Below are 15,342 nucleotides of genomic sequence, written 5' to 3'. Positions count from 1 at the left end.
ACGCACGTAGAAGGTTAAAAAAAAAACCCGGCGCAAGGCCGGGTTTTTCTTGTCCGAGGACCGCTGCCGTCAGGCCGCGGTCTTCTCGCCCGCGTCCACGTACTCCGGAATCTGGTCGAAGTTCATGTAGCGGTAGATGTCGCTCGCCGAGGCGTCCAGCACGCCGACGTCGGCCATGTACTCGGCCTTGGTCGGGATGCGGCCCAGACGCGAACAGATCGCGGCGAGTTCCGCCGACCCCAGATACACATTGGAGTTGCGGCCCAGACGGTTCGGGAAGTTGCGCGTCGAGGTCGAGAACACCGTCGCGCCTTCGCGCACCTGCGCCTGGTTGCCCATGCACAGCGAGCAGCCCGGCATTTCCATGCGCGCACCGGCCGCGCCGAAGGTGCCGTAATGGCCTTCCTTGGTCAGCTCGGCGGCGTCCATCTTCGTCGGCGGCGCGACCCACAACTTGGTCGGAATGTCGCGCTTGCCTTCGAGCAGCTTGGACGCGGCGCGGAAGTGGCCGATGTTGGTCATGCACGACCCGATGAACACTTCGTCGATCTCGACGCCGGCGACTTCGGACAGCGTCTTCACGTCGTCCGGATCGTTCGGGCAGGCCAGGATCGGTTCGTGCACGTCGGCCAGGTCGATCTCGATGACCGCGGCGTACTCGGCGTCATCGTCGCCCTTGAGCAACTGCGGATCGGCGAGCCAGGCTTCCATCTTCTCGATGCGGCGCTGGATCGAACGCGCGTCGGCATAGCCTTCGCTGATCATCCACTTCAGCATCACGATGTTCGACGTGATGTATTCGATGATCGGCGCCTTGTCGAGGTGCACCGTGCAACCGGCCGCGGAACGCTCGGCCGAGGCGTCGGACAGTTCGAACGCCTGCTCGACCTTGAGATCCGGCAGACCTTCGATCTCGAGGATGCGGCCGGAGAAGATGTTCTTCTTGCCCTGCTTGGCGACGGTCAGCAGACCGGCCTTGATCGCGTACAGCGGAATCGCGTTGACCAGATCACGCAGGGTCACGCCAGGCTGCATCTTGCCCTTGAAGCGGACGAGCACCGATTCGGGCATGTCGAGCGGCATGACGCCGGTCGCCGCGGCGAACGCGACCAGACCCGAACCGGCCGGGAAGGAAATGCCGATCGGGAAGCGTGTGTGCGAGTCGCCGCCGGTGCCGACGGTGTCGGGCAGCAGCATGCGGTTGAGCCAGCTGTGGATGATGCCGTCGCCGGGACGCAGCGAGATGCCACCGCGCGTGGAGATGAACTCCGGCAGCGTGTGATGCGTCTTGACGTCCACCGGCTTGGGGTACGCCGCGGTGTGGCAGAACGACTGCATCACCAGATCCGACGAGAAGCCCAGGCACGCGAGATCCTTGAGCTCGTCACGGGTCATCGGGCCGGTGGTGTCCTGCGAACCCACGGAGGTCATCTTCGGCTCGCAATAGGTGCCCGGACGCACGCCCTGGCCTTCCGGCAGACCGATCGCACGGCCGACCATCTTCTGCGCCAGCGAGAAACCCTTGCCGGTGTTGGCCGGCTGCTGCGGCAGGCGGAACAATTCGAGCGTCGGCAGGCCCAGCGACTCGCGCGCCTTGGCGGTCAGGCCGCGGCCGACGATCAGCGGAATGCGGCCACCGGCGCGCACTTCGTCGAACAGCACCTCGGACTTGACCTGGAATTCGGCGATCACGGTGCCGTTCTTCAGCGCCTTGCCGTCGTAGGGGCGCAGCTCGATGACGTCGCCCTGCTCCATCTGCGACACGTCGAGTTCGATCGGCAGCGCGCCGGCGTCTTCCATCGTGTTGTAGAAGATCGGCGCGATCTTCGACCCCAGGCACACGCCGCCGAAGCGCTTGTTCGGAATGAACGGGATGTCCTCGCCGGTCCACCACAGCACGCTGTTGGTCGCCGACTTGCGGCTCGAACCGGTGCCGACCACGTCACCGACGTAGGCGACCAGATGGCCCTTCTCCTTCAGATCGCGGATGGCCTGGATCGGCCCGCGCTTGCCGTCCTCTTCCGGCACGAAAGCCGCGCCTTCGCGCGCGTTCTTCAGCATCGCCAGCGCGTGCATCGGGATGTCGGGACGCGTGGTCGCGTCGGGCGCCGGCGACAGGTCGTCGGTATTGGTCTCGCCCGGCACCTTGAACACCGTCAGCGTCATCGACTGCGGCACTTCCGGCTTGCTGGTGAACCACTCGGCGTCGGCCCAGCTCTGGATCACGGCCTTGGCGTTCGCGTTGCCGGCCTTGGACTTTTCTTCGACGTCGTGGAACGCGTCGAACACCAGCAGCGTGTGCTTGAGGCCTTCGGCCGCGATCGCGCCGACTTCGGCGTCGTCGAGCAGATCGACCAGCGGCTGCACGTTGTAGCCGCCGAGCATCGTGCCCAGCAGTTCGGTGGCGCGCGCGCGGGTGATCAGCGCGCTGCGCTCGGTGCCGAATGCGATGGCGGCGAGGTACGAGGCCTTGACCTTGGCGGCGTCGTCGACGCCGGCCGGCACGCGGTGGGTCAGCAGGTCGAGCAGGAACTCCGCTTCGCCGGCCGGCGGATTCTTCAGCAGTTCGATGACGTCGGCGGTCTGCTGCGCATCGAGCGGCAGCGGCGGGATGCCCAGCGCTTCGCGCTCGGCAACGTGATGGCGGTAGGCTTCCAACATGCGGGCAACTCCAGAGTCTTGTTCGTGTAGTACCGGGAAAACCGGTCTCAGGCCGACGGTACGATCAGCTTGAGACCCTTGAAATAGGTGCGGAAGAACGCGTCGTCGCGGGTGATCAGGCCATTGCACTGCAGCAGCGCGTGCGCCCCGACCAGGAAATCGCGCGACGGGCGGCCGGCGATGTCGCCGCGCTGCCAGGAACGGCGCTGCATCTCACCGGCGCGCAATGCCGACTTCGCTTCGATCGCCGAGAAGCGCACGCCCATGTCCTCGAGCACGGACATGGTGTCGGCGCCGTCGTGCAGCGCGCCGCAGATCTCGGCCAGCGCGACGTCGCAGACGACGACCGGACCGGCGCTCAGGTACTGGCGCAGGCAGGCCTCGGCGGCATCGGCCTGCGGGCCATCGGCCAGCAGATCCACCAGCACGGGCGCGTCGACGGCGATCACCGGTCGGCGTCTCCGTCGGTGGCGACGTCGACCTGGACCTCATCGGCCGGCTGGCCACGCACCGCGCGCATCGCCGCGTCGGTGTTATCGAAACCTTCCAGCCTGAAACGGCCGCGGGCGCGCGAAACGGCGTCGTCGACACTCTTGCGCAGCACGATGCGGCTGCCTTCCAGTTCGACCTTCAGGATCGTGCCCTTGCTCAGACCCAGCGCATCGCGCACGGCCTTGGGCAGGGTGATCTGGCCGCGTTCGGCGACGGTGGCTTCCATGGCGGCCTCCGGAAAGTATGCGCGCATTATACATACCTGAACCCGCATACCCAAGCCGGGCAACGGGAACGCAACGGGCCGGATTCGTGGCGAACCCGGCCCGTCCCGAACGCATCGACGCTGGTGGCGTCCGTCAGAACGCCAGCTGGAACCGTGCGTTGAGCGTGGTGCCGCGGTCCTCGCCCTGGTAGGCGCCGCTGCGGTTGTCGGTTTCCCAGCGGATCGCATCCAGCATGACCCGGCTGAAATCGTTGAGATACCAGTTCACGCCGACGGTCAGCGCATCGCCGGTGCCGCCCGTCGGCAGTTCCGCGTAATCGGCGTTCTCGTACCGCGCCTTGAGTTCCCAGGCGCCCGGTCCGCCGGCGGTGACCGGCCGTGCGATCTTGACCCGGCTCCAGGTGCCGGTCTTCGTCGCGAACGAGGGGCTGGCGCCGGACAGGAACCAGCCAGCCGAGAGCGCCCAGGCGTCATGGGTGACCGCGTAGCGGCCGGCGCCGCCCAGCCCCGAGACTTCGCGCGTGCCCCATTCGCCATAGCCCCAGAACGGACCGCGCACGCCGAGCAGTTCGACACCGTAGCCGTGGCCGTGGGTGGCGCCGTTGAGCGTGCCGGGCGCGATCTTCACCAGATCGTTGAGATGACCGGAGATCGCCGAGCTGCGGAACACGCCGGTGCTGTTGGGTGCGATGTCCTCGTAGAAACCCCAGGCGCCCAGATGCAGCAGACCGCCCTCGCCCTTCACCGGGTTCCAGTGCGCGCGGCCGGCGACGGTCATCGAGTCGTTGCTGTCGCCGACGTTGTTGAGGTCGTTGCCGGCCACCGACAGGCTGCCGTGCCAGCTGTCGCCGTAGACGCGCTGGGTCAGGCCGACGCCGAACAGGCCGCGCTGCGGCACGATCTGGGTGCCGACCACGTTGCGATCCTGGAACGGCGTATTGCCGGTGCCGCTGGAGCCGTCGATGCCGCGGTCGTTGAGCCGATTGCCGACGGTGAGTTCCGCCTCGCGTCCGAACAGCGTGTGGCCGAGGGTCACGTAGGCCGACTTCCAGGCCACGCCGTTGTCGGCGAAATCGCCTTCGACCGCATAGCCGAGGTTGCCGTAGCTGCCTTCGAAACCCAGGCGCACCGAGCGGATCTCGGTGCCGGTGATGTTGCGCGCATCGAAGTCCGAGCCGCGGGTGCTGGAGGTGTCGACGAAGACGCGGCCGCGCGGCCGGAACGTGGTCTGGCCGTCGCTGCTGGTGAACTGAGGCGCGCCCTTGGACCAGCTCACCGCCGGCGCCTTCGCCTGCGCGGATTCGACCTTGGCGATGCGCTCGACGAGCGCGGGATCGGCGACGGGCGCAGCTGGCGCCTGCGCGGCGACTGGCGGCGTGCCGGTTTCGAGCACGGACAGGCGCGCTTCGAGCTGGCGGATCTGTTCGGCCTGCTGGCGGACCAGCGTTTCCAGTTCGCTTGGCGCGGTCTGCGCGAGGGCGGAGGACGAGGCCAGCAGCAGGCCGACGGCCAGTGCGGTGGGACGGGGGCGGAACGACATGCGCATCGTGCGATCTCCGGACACGGCACGCCCTCGGTACAGGCGGCCGCAGACAGGCCCGCCGGGGGCGACGGGCGAACATTCGGAAGGAAGGCGCCGGTGCCGACGAGGAGGCACCGGCGCGGGAGCGCACCCGGACGTGGGGAACGGGTGTCGAAGACGTCCCGGCGCAGCGCGCGCCGGGACGTCGGCGGTCAGCTCGTGGCTTCGCGCGAGGCGTTGGGACGCCAGGTGATCAGGCGGTTCTCGGCGATGTCGAGGAAGAAATCGATGATCAGCACGAAACCCGCCAGGATGATGATGCCGGCGAACACGCCGACCGCATTGAAGTTGCCTTCCGCCTGCGCGATCAGATAGCCCAGGCCCGCGGACGCGCCGAGGTATTCGCCGATGATCGCGCCGACCACCGCAAAGCCCACCGAGGTGCGCAGCGAGGACAGGATCCAGCTCGCGGCCGCCGGGAAGTACACATGCCGCAGCAGATCGCGACGGTTGGCGCCGAGGATGCGTGCGTTCGCCAGCACCACCGGATTCACCTCGCGCACGCCCTGCATCGCGTTGAAGAACGTGATGAAGAACACCAGCGTCACGGCGAGCGCCACCTTCGACCACAGGCCCAGACCCAGCCAGAGCACGAAGATCGGAGCCAGCACGACGCGCGGAATCGCGTTGAACCCCTTGATGAAGGGATCGAGGATGCGCGCCGAGCGCGGGCTCAGGCCCAGCCAGACACCACCGGTGACGCCGAGCACGGTACCGATCACGTAACCCAGCACCGTTTCGGTCAGGGTGATGTAGACGTGGCTGTAGAAGCTCGTGTCCATCAGCCAGGTGACCATCTGCCGGACGATGTCCCACGGTGCGGGGAAGAAGAACGGATCGATGAGGCCGGCCGATACACCGGCCTGCCAGCCGCCGAAGACACCGACGACGAGCATGATCTGGATGGCACGGTCAGTCTTGGCGTGCATAGCTCTTCTCCACTTCGCCGCGCAGGCAGGCCCAGATGTCGCGATAGAGGTCGGTGAACCGCTGGTCGAGCTTGATTTCCGCGACGTTGCGCGGCCGCTCGAGATCCACGTGGAAGCTTTCGACCACCCGGCTCGACGGGCCCGAGGACAGCACGACGACACGGTCGCCGAGCGCGATCGCTTCCTCGAGGTCGTGGGTGATCAGGATCACCGCGCGACGGTCTTCCTGCCACAGCCGCAGCAGTTCGTTCTGCATCAGATGCCGGGTGTGGATGTCGAGCGCCGAGAACGGCTCGTCCATCAGCATCACCTTCGGCTCGACGATCAGCGCCTGCGCCATCTGCACGCGCTTGCGCTGACCGCCCGAGAGCTGGTGCGGATAGCGGTGCTCGAATCCCTTGAGGCCGACCTTCGCCAGCCAGGCGTTCGCCCGCTGCTCGCGTTCCTTCGCGTCGACGCCGCGGAAACGCAGGCCGAGTTCGACGTTCTGGAACGCCGTCTTCCACGGCAGCAGCGCGTCCTGCTGGAACAGGTAACCCACCGATTCCTGCACGCCGTTGACCGGCGTGTCGTCGATGCGGATGCCACCCTTGGTCGGGTTCAGCAGGCCGGCGACGGCATTGAGAATGGTGCTCTTGCCACAGCCGGTCGGTCCGACGATGGCGACGAACTCGCCGTCGGCGACTTCGATGTTGACGTCGCGCACCGCGGTGAAATCACCGAAGGACATCGTGACGTTGTCGACCGAGACCATCGAACGCGACGGGGTCGGCATCGGGACTTCATCCCGGATGCGGGCAACACTGGCGACAGCCATGGAACCTCCTTACTGCTTCGCGTCCGCGGCGACGCGGTCGACGAATACGTTGGTGTAGGTCTTCTCGAGATCGATGTCGGCATTGGCGACATCGGTGTTGAACTCGCGCAGCACGAGCAACGGCGTTTCCAGATCCTTCGGCTCGAAGCGGCCGTCGCGGGTGAAGATCGCGCGCGCCTGCTCGACCGCCTTGGCATAGGTTTCGCGGTCGCCGGAGACGTACTTGTCCGGCAGCGCGGCCACGACTTCGGCCGACGTGTGATCGGCGATGAACTCCAGCGCCATGCGTTCGGCGCGGACGATCTTCTCGACCGCCTCGGGGCGCTTGTCGAGGAAGGACTGCTGCGCGTACATGACCGACGTCGGATAGATGCCGCCGTAGACCTCGCGCGCGCCTTCGTCGCTGCGCGCATCGATCAGGATCTTGCCGACGCCACGCTCGACGAGCAGCGTGCCGGCCGGGTCGTAGTTCACCAGCAGGTCGATCTTGTCCTGCTGCAGCGCCGCGACCGCGGCCGCGCCCGAGCCCACGCCGATGATCGAGATGTCGTCGACCGGAATGTTGTTGCGGGCCAGGTAATGCCGGACGAAGAAGTCCGACGACGAGCCCGGCGCGGTGATGCCGACCTTCATGCCGCGGATCGACGCCGGGTTGGCCGGATCGAAGGTGCTGTCGGGACGACCGGCGAGCACCAGGCCGGAATTGCGCGACAGCAGCACGAACGCGACGACGTCCTTCTGCTTGGCCTGCATCTGGATGGTGTGGTCGTAGAAGCCGACCGCGACGTCGGTGGAGCCGGCGACCAGCGCCTGCAGCACCTTGGAACCGCCCTGGGCGAAGTTCTCGGTCTGGACGTTCAGGCCCACGTCTTCGAAGTAGCCGTTGGCGTCGGCGATGAAGAACGGCAGGTTGTTGAGGTTGTACGAGCCGACGCTGATGCGTACCGACTCGCCTTCGGCAGAGCCGCGGCTGCCGCTGCAACCGGCAACACAGACCATGGCCGCCGCGAGCACGGCGGTGATGAGACGCTTGTACATCGATCCCTCCCAGGATGGTGATGGCTTCGGACCGGACGGATGCCCGGCGTTGTTCAGTTCACGCAGCCGAACTCCATGGCGCTGCTGCGTTGCGCCGCGGGTCCGTGCTGGCGAAGACGCGGCCCTCGAACAGTCGCCGTGCGGTCCGCACGACGCTGGCGACGATCGGGGCATCCATTGCGGGTCTGTGCAGTGCCACGTCCAGGCAGCCGCTCGGGTGTTCCAGCCGCACGCTGCCGGGCAGCGGAAGGCTGCCGGCCATGCGCTGCGCCACCGTCCCGTCGGTGACGCACGCGGTCGAGATGCCGACCGCGCCGGTGATCGCCAGTGCGCTGTGGCACTGGTGGGGCATGAAATAGCGCACCTGCAGCGCGCCGCCCGCCCGGGGCGGCAACAGCAGCACGGGCTTGGGAATGACGCGATCGCCCGCATCGGCGATGCCCATCCTGCGCCCGGCCTCGATGCGGATCCGTTCCAGACGGGCCAGCATCGCGGTGTCCGCGTTGAGTTCGGCCACGCTTTCCGCACCGGTCACGCCCAGGGCCGCACCCTCGAGCATCACCATCGGCATCGCGCAGTCGATGCAGCTCACCTCGACGCCATCGATCCATTCGCTGGCCTCGCCGGTGGGCAACAGTTTGCCAGTCCGGGCGCCGGCGGCGTCGAGGAAGGCCAGCGAGATCGGCGCCGCGGTGCCGGGCGCACCGGCGATCGCGGTCTCGCCGCGGTAGTGCACACGGCCCTGCGGGGTCTCCACGGTGGCCAGGATCACCTTGCCGGTATTGACGTTGTGGATACGCACCTCGGTCCGGGGGTCGCCGGCGGCGACCATGCCCGACTCGATCGCGAACGGGCCCACTGCAGCCAGCATGTTGCCGCAGTTGGGCGTGGTATCGACCAGCTGGCGGTCGAGGCGCACCTGGGCGAACAGGTAGTCGATGTCGGCATCGGCCCGGGTCGGCGGACCGACGATGGCGACCTTGCTCGACAGCGCATTGCCACCGCCGATGCCGTCGATCTGCAGCGGATGCCCGGCGCCCATGACCTCCAGCAGCAGGCGATCCCGCTCGGCGGGATCCGCCGGCAGGTCCGACGCGCGGAAGAACGGCCCTTTCGAGCTGCCGCCACGCATCAGGACACAGGGAACGCTGTAGAGATCGTTGGACATGAGGGTCGCAGATTGATATGAATATCGAATCAATTGATCGATTCGTTGCGATACTGGCATGGCCGGAATTGATCTGTGAAATGCTGATTTCAGGAGAATTGATACGTTATGAGCATCAATTGCGAAATCCTCGACCTGCGTGCGTTCCTGCTCGTGGCCGAGACCCGCAGCTTCCATCGCGCCGCCGAGGCCCTGCACGTCTCGCAGCCGGCGTTGAGCCGCCGTATACAGAAACTGGAAAGCGCGGTCGGGGCGCCCCTGCTCGAACGCACCACGCGCAGCGTTGCGCCCACAGCCGTCGGGCAGAACCTGCTGCCGCTGGTGCGCCGGATGATCGAAGAGTTCGACGGCTCGCTGTTCGCCTCGCGCGGCGTCGACGACGGCCGCGGCAGCCAGGTCACGATCGCCTGCCTGCCGACGGCAGCGTTCTACTTCCTGCCGAGCGTCATCGCCCGCTTCCACGAGGACCATCCCAGCGTCCGCTTCCGCATCCTCGACATCCCGGCCACCGAAGGCCTGCAGGCGGTCGAGCGCGGCGAGGTCGAGTTCGGCATCAACTTCATGGGCGCGTCCGATCCGGAGCTGGAATTCGACTCGCTGGTCGAAGACCCCTTCGTGCTCGCCTGCCGCCGCGACCATCCGCTGGCGACCAAGCGCCGCGTGACCTGGAGCGACATCGCCCAGCACCCGCTGATCACCGTGCATCGCACCAGCGGCAACCGCACCCTGCTCGACGGGGCGCTCGCCCGCGAGAACCTCAAGCTCAGCTGGTTTTACGAGGTCACGCACCTGTCGACCTCGCTCGGGCTGGTCGAAGCGGGCGTCGGCATTTCGGTGCTGCCACGCATGGCCACGCCGCAGCAGGAACACTCCATTCTGGTGACCCGCGAGATCGCGCCCCCCGTGGTGTCACGTACGATCGGCATCGTGCGCAGGCGGGGCGCGATGCTCTCCCCCGCCGCCGAGCGGTTCCTGCAGATGCTCAAGAGCACCTGGCAGAAACCGTGAGACGCGCCCGACCGATGACATGTCCGCCACGTCGGCCTGCCTACACTGGCCGCCTCGACGCGGTGACGCGCATCGACCGGGCGTCGCGCCGCATCACCCCGCAGCAATCCGGATGCCCGCGCATCCACGCATGCCCGCCACGACCGGTCCGACCGCGTCACCGCCAGCAACCCGCGACAGGAGCTTCCGCATGACCGATACCTTTTCCACGCGCGCCGATCTCGACGTCGGCGGCCGCCGTTACGCCTATTCCAGCCTGCCGGCGCTGGGCAAGCGGTTCGACATCGCCCGCCTGCCCTACTCGATGAAGATCCTGCTCGAGAACCTGCTGCGTCACGAGGACGGCGAGACCGTCGCTGCGCACCACATCGAAGCGGTGGCGAAGTGGGACCCGAAGGCCGAACCGGATACCGAGATCGCCTTCATGCCGGCGCGCGTGGTGCTGCAGGATTTCACCGGCGTGCCCTGCGTCGTCGACCTCGCCGCGATGCGTGACGCGGTGGTGCGCCTCGGCGGTCGCCCGGAGCAGATCAATCCGCTGATCCCGTCGGAACTGGTGATCGACCACTCGGTGCAGGTCGACGTGTTCGGCCGTCCGGACGCGCTGGATCTCAACGGCAAGATCGAATTCCAGCGCAACAAGGAACGCTACGGCTTCCTGCGCTGGGGCCAGAAGGCGTTCGACAACTTCAAGGTCGTGCCGCCCAACACCGGCATCGTCCACCAGGTGAACCTCGAGCATCTGGCCCGCGTGGTGATGACCGCCGAGCGCGAGGACGGCGTGCAGTGGGCGTATCCGGACACCGTGTTCGGTACCGACTCGCACACCACGATGATCAACGGCATCGGCGTGCTCGGCTGGGGCGTCGGCGGTATCGAGGCCGAGGCCGCGATGCTCGGCCAGCCGTCGTCGATGCTGATTCCGCAGGTCGTCGGCTTCAAGCTCACCGGCCGCATGCCGGAAGGCGCGACCGCAACCGACCTCGTGCTGACGGTCACCGAGACGCTGCGCAAGCATGGCGTCGTCGGCAAGTTCGTCGAGTTCTTCGGCGAAGGCCTGCAGCACCTGCCGCTGGCCGACCGCGCGACGATCGGCAACATGGCGCCCGAGTACGGCGCGACCTGCGGCATCTTCCCGATCGACCAGGAATCGCTGAACTATCTGCGTCTGTCGGGCCGCAGCGAAGAGCAGATCGCCCTCGTCGAGGCCTACGCGAAGGCGCAGCAGCTGTGGCACGAACCCGGTTCCCCGGAGGCCGAGTACAGCAGCGTGCTGGAACTCGACATGGCCGACGTGCGCCCGTCGCTGGCCGGCCCGAAGCGTCCGCAGGACCGCGTGCTGCTGGAGAAGGTGCAGCAGAATTTCCGCGACAACGTCGGTCCGCTGGTCGCCAAGCGCAACAAGGCGAGCGCGGAAGATCCGCAGGTCGACCGGTTCGAGAAGGAAGGCGGCGGACAGCCGCAGGCCGAGCGCCTCGCCGCGCGTCCGGTGTCGAAGATCACGCTCGATGACGGTGAGCACGAATTGACCGACGGCTCGGTGGTCATCGCCGCGATCACGTCCTGCACCAACACCTCGAACCCGGCGGTGATGCTCGGCGCCGGCCTGCTGGCGCGCAACGCCGCGGCCAAGGGCCTCAAGGCCGCGCCGTGGGTCAAGACCTCGCTCGGACCGGGCTCGCTGGTGGTCACCGATTACCTGGAAAAGGCCGGCGTGCTCGACGATCTGGAGAAGCTCGGCTTCTACGTCGTCGGTTACGGCTGCACCACCTGCATCGGCAATTCCGGCCCGCTGCCGGACGCGGTGTCGAAAGGCATCGCCGAGAACGATCTCGCGGTCGCGGCCGTGCTGTCGGGCAACCGCAATTTCGAAGGCCGTATCCACGGCGAAGTGAAGATGAACTATCTCGCCTCGCCGCCGCTGGTCGTCGCCTATGCGATCGCCGGCACGGTCGACATCGATCTGACCGACGATCCGCTGGGCAAGGACCAGGACGGCAATCCCGTCTACCTGCGCGACATCTGGCCGACCAACAAAGAGATCGGCGACTTCATCGCGAAGACGATCGGGCCGGAGATGTTCGCCAAGAACTACGCCGACGTCTTCAAGGGCGACACGCGCTGGAACACGATCGAATCGCCCGACGGCGATCTGTATGCGTGGGACGAAGCGTCGACCTACATCAAGAATCCGCCCTACTTCGACGGCATGACGATGGACGTCGGCAGCATCGACGACATCCACGGCGCGCGGATCATGGGCCTGTTCGGCGACTCGATCACGACCGACCACATCTCGCCGGCCGGCAACATCAAGGGCGATTCCCCCGCGGGCCGTTTCCTGCAGGAACGCGGCGTGCAGCCGACCGACTTCAACAGCTACGGCTCGCGCCGCGGCAACGACGACGTCATGGTGCGCGGCACCTTCGCCAACATCCGCATCAAGAACCTGTTCTTCGGCGGCGAGGAAGGCGGCAATACGCTGTACTTCGGTGATGGCGAGCCGGAGAAGCTGTCGATCTACGACGCGGCGCAGAAGTACAAGGCCGACGGCGTACCGCTGGTGGTGTTCGCGGGCAAGGAATACGGCACGGGTTCGTCGCGCGACTGGGCCGCCAAGGGCACCAACCTGCTCGGCGTGAAGGCCGTGATCGCCGAGAGCTTCGAGCGCATCCACCGCTCCAACCTCGTCGGCATGGGCGTGCTGCCGTGCAGCTTCCGCAATGGCGAGAACGCGCAGAGCCTGGGTCTCGACGGGTCGGAGACGGTGGAACTCACCGGCCTCGCCAACGGCAAGTCGAAGACCGCGCAGATCGTCGCCAAGCGCGCGGACGGCACCGAAATCCGTTTCGAAGTCGACGTGCTGCTGCTGACGCCGAAGGAAGTCGAGTACTTCCGTCACGGCGGCCTGTTGCATTACGTACTGCGTCAGTTGGCGGCGAAGAAGGCCGCCTGATGCCGGCACATGCGGAAGACCGGCCGCCAAAGCGCCGCGGGCTGCTGCATGAAGTACTCAAGCAGTGGGTAGCGATGAAACCAGCATGATCGGAACGAGGAAGGCCCGCAGATGCGGGCCTTCCTTTTTTTGCAGAAGCGCGTACCCAAAGGGCTGCGCCGGGATGCGCGAACCTCACGCCCCCGGACACCGCGGCAAGCCATCGCCCACGCTGCACTCGACGCAGCACGGCGCGGTCTGCGAACGCGGCGTCGACTGGCCCGGCTGCAACACGTCCGGCACGGCTGGCATCGGCGCAGGCGCGACGTACAGCCCGGGCGACGGCGACAGCAAGGCAAGCTCGCTGGCCGGCCGCAACTGCAGCAGCACCGCCCAGTCCTGCCGGTTCGCATTGCAGGCCTGCGGTGCATCCGGGCTGCACGGCGGATCCTCCAGGCCGCGCTGCGCCAGTGCGGCGAACTGGCCGCCCGCAGTCAGCGGCATCAGCCGCATCGTCACGCCGTCGAGCACGTTGCCGCCGACCAGCTGCGCCTGCCCGCTTTCGGCGCCGACGACGATGTCGCAGTGCATGCCGAGCCCGCCGTCCTCGCTGCTGAGCAACGTGGCGAGACCCGCGAAACCGAACACACGATTCGCCGCGCGCACGTAGCACAGCATGTCGCCGCGCGCCGGGCGGGAGGTCATCGGATCGGCGACGCGGTAGGCGTTGGTCTCCGGGCTGCGATAGGCGTTGCGCACGTAGTCGACATGGCTCGGCGATCCGCTGAAGCCCGGCAGCGTCGCGCGCCGCGCGACCCAGGACACGAACGCCGCCGACCACGGCACGTCGACGAGGAAGCTGCGGCACACCGGCGACGGTTGGCTGCTGGTCGGGGCGAACATGCAGTCCCAGGCGCCCGGGCGATGCTGGAGCTGCGAGAGCTGATCGGCGCCGCGCCAGTAACCGGCGACGCGACGCCAGGCCTGTTCGCCATTGGTCAGCAGCGCGGTCTCGGCCTCGCGCACCGTCGAGCCGGCATAACGGCCTTCGACATCGATGAAAGGACGGTGCCAGAGCAGATGTTCCTCGCACGCGGCGGCGGCGAGCCGGGTCGCCGGATCCGGAGATGCGACCTGCGCGCGCAGCAGTGGACAGGGATCGGCTGCCAGCGCGGCAAACGGCGCAGACAGCAGCAGGCAGGCGAGCAGGAACAGGTAGCGCGTCGATCGCATCGGGACGTCCATTCCGCGCGGGACACGCGGTCGCCGCCATCGTGCCCCAGCTGCACGTGAAGAGCGGGTCCGCTCGCGCGATCAGCCCGCGCAGAACGCCGCGTAGTCGATGTAGCCGGGGAACGTGCGACCCGGTGCGCAGACCGGGCAATCGGGATCGGGCGCCAGCCGCGTCTCGCGGAATTGCATGCGCAGCGCGTCGAACTGCAGCAGACGCCCGGCCAGCGGCGCGCCGATGCCGAGCAGCAGCTTCAAAGCCTCGGTCGCCTGCAACAGGCCGACCACACCCGGCAGCACGCCGAGCACGCCGACCTCCGAACAGTTCGGCGCGGCTTCGGCCGGCGGCGGTTCGGGGAACAGACAGCGATAGCAGGGACATGCGCCGCGCCGGCGGCCGGCGTCGAAAACGCTGACCTGTCCGTCGAAGCGATGCACCGCGCCGTAGACCAGCGGCACGCCGTGCAGCACGCAGGCGTCGTTGAGCAGATAGCGCACCGGGAAATTGTCGGCGCCGTCGAGCACCAGATCGACGCCGTCGAGCAGACGGTCGACGTTGTCACTGGTCACGCGTTCGGCGATGGCTTCGATGCGCGTACGCGGATTGAGCGCGCCGAGCGTCGTCGCCGCCGACTGGACCTTCGGCTGACCGATGCGGTCCTCGGCGTGGAGGATCTGCCGCTGCAGATTGCTACGGTCGACGACGTCGTCGTCCGCGATCCGCAGCGTGCCGACGCCGGCGGCGGCAAGGTAGTACGCGGCCGGAGACCCGAGGCCGCCTGCGCCGATCACCAGCACCGTCGCCTTCGCGAGCCGCTGCTGGCCGGCGAGGCCGATCTCCGGAAGCTTGAGATGCCGCGAATAGCGCTCGTGGAAATCGAGATCGACATCGCCGTCCGGCAGCACGGTCGGCAGTCCGTCGGCCTGCCAGGCGCTGGTGCCGCCGGCGACGGATGCGATGTCGGTGTAGCCGAGCGCGGCCAGCGTTTCGGCCGCCTGCATCGAGCGTCGACCGCTCTGGCAGATCAGCAGCAGCGGCGCCCGCAGGTCCGGCGCATGGGCCAGCGGCGCGGCTTCGAGCGTCGCGCGATCAATGCCGTCCGCGCCCTCGGCCATGCCGGTCACGCGCTCGTGCGCATCTCGCACGTCGATCAGGCGCACGCCCTGCTGCTGGCGTTGCCGGGCCTGCGCCGGCGTGAGTTGCTGGATGGCCATGGCGGGATTATCGCGCGGACGCGAGCGATGCGCGGGGAACG

General features: G+C 67.5%; 12 protein-coding genes. 2 read left to right on the top strand and 10 right to left on the bottom strand.

Annotation, left to right across the window (positions count from 1 at the left end):
* Positions 1 to 69: 69 nt before the first annotated feature.
* The 8 genes from V3391_RS04675 to V3391_RS04640 form a co-directional block, all read right to left on the bottom strand.
* Positions 70 to 2,661, bottom strand: coding sequence for a bifunctional aconitate hydratase 2/2-methylisocitrate dehydratase (locus V3391_RS04675; RefSeq protein WP_332077239.1), 2,592 nt, complete (start codon positions 2,659 to 2,661; stop codon positions 70 to 72).
* A 47-nt stretch (positions 2,662 to 2,708) separates the two neighbouring features.
* Positions 2,709 to 3,110: a type II toxin-antitoxin system VapC family toxin gene (locus V3391_RS04670; RefSeq protein WP_332077238.1), complete on the bottom strand. Its 402-nt coding sequence runs from the start codon at positions 3,108 to 3,110 to the stop codon at positions 2,709 to 2,711.
* Positions 3,107 to 3,379, bottom strand: a complete 273-nt coding sequence (locus V3391_RS04665) for an AbrB/MazE/SpoVT family DNA-binding domain-containing protein (protein ID WP_332077237.1) — start codon at positions 3,377 to 3,379, stop codon at positions 3,107 to 3,109. Before V3391_RS04665 ends, V3391_RS04670 begins: the two co-directional genes overlap by 4 nt.
* Before the next feature lie 133 nt (positions 3,380 to 3,512).
* Positions 3,513 to 4,919 (bottom strand): OprO/OprP family phosphate-selective porin, encoded by a 1,407-nt coding sequence (locus V3391_RS04660; protein ID WP_332077236.1) that lies wholly within the window; start codon positions 4,917 to 4,919, stop codon positions 3,513 to 3,515.
* A gap of 194 nt (positions 4,920 to 5,113) precedes the next feature.
* On the bottom strand, positions 5,114 to 5,890 hold the full coding sequence (locus V3391_RS04655; RefSeq protein ID WP_332077235.1) for an ABC transporter permease: 777 nt from the start codon (positions 5,888 to 5,890) through the stop codon (positions 5,114 to 5,116).
* Complete coding sequence (locus V3391_RS04650) at positions 5,874 to 6,665, bottom strand: ABC transporter ATP-binding protein (RefSeq protein WP_425497213.1); 792 nt, start codon at positions 6,663 to 6,665, stop codon at positions 5,874 to 5,876. Before V3391_RS04650 ends, V3391_RS04655 begins: the two co-directional genes overlap by 17 nt.
* 51 nt (positions 6,666 to 6,716) lie before the next feature.
* On the bottom strand, positions 6,717 to 7,745 hold the full coding sequence (locus V3391_RS04645) for an ABC transporter substrate-binding protein (protein ID WP_332077233.1): 1,029 nt from the start codon (positions 7,743 to 7,745) through the stop codon (positions 6,717 to 6,719).
* 58 nt (positions 7,746 to 7,803) lie between these two features.
* Entirely contained in the window at positions 7,804 to 8,913 is a 1,110-nt protein-coding gene (locus tag V3391_RS04640; protein ID WP_332077232.1) for a 4-oxalomesaconate tautomerase, read from the bottom strand.
* A 108-nt stretch (positions 8,914 to 9,021) separates the two neighbouring features.
* On the opposite strand from V3391_RS04640, the gene V3391_RS04635 reads away from it, so the two are divergent.
* On the top strand, positions 9,022 to 9,921 hold the full coding sequence (locus tag V3391_RS04635) for a LysR family transcriptional regulator (protein ID WP_232135346.1): 900 nt from the start codon (positions 9,022 to 9,024) through the stop codon (positions 9,919 to 9,921).
* 190 nt (positions 9,922 to 10,111) lie between these two features.
* Positions 10,112 to 12,877, top strand: a complete 2,766-nt coding sequence (gene acnA, locus V3391_RS04630; RefSeq protein WP_332077231.1) for an aconitate hydratase AcnA — start codon at positions 10,112 to 10,114, stop codon at positions 12,875 to 12,877.
* A 174-nt stretch (positions 12,878 to 13,051) separates the two neighbouring features.
* Here the strand turns inward: acnA and V3391_RS04625 are convergent, their stop codons facing one another.
* Both V3391_RS04625 and moeB read right to left on the bottom strand, forming a co-directional pair.
* Positions 13,052 to 14,089 carry a DUF2272 domain-containing protein gene (locus tag V3391_RS04625; protein ID WP_332077229.1) on the bottom strand — a complete coding sequence of 346 codons (1,038 nt, stop codon included), beginning with the start codon at positions 14,087 to 14,089 and terminating at the stop codon, positions 13,052 to 13,054.
* An 81-nt stretch (positions 14,090 to 14,170) separates the two neighbouring features.
* On the bottom strand, positions 14,171 to 15,301 hold the full coding sequence (gene moeB, locus V3391_RS04620) for a molybdopterin-synthase adenylyltransferase MoeB (RefSeq protein ID WP_332077228.1): 1,131 nt from the start codon (positions 15,299 to 15,301) through the stop codon (positions 14,171 to 14,173).
* Positions 15,302 to 15,342: the final 41 nt, after the last annotated feature.

It is taken from the genome of Luteimonas flava (assembly GCF_036584485.1).
Lineage (GTDB): Bacteria > Pseudomonadota > Gammaproteobacteria > Xanthomonadales > Xanthomonadaceae > Luteimonas > Luteimonas flava.
Note: the sequence above shows the minus strand (reverse complement) of the source record. Positions and strands in the feature narration are given on the sequence as shown.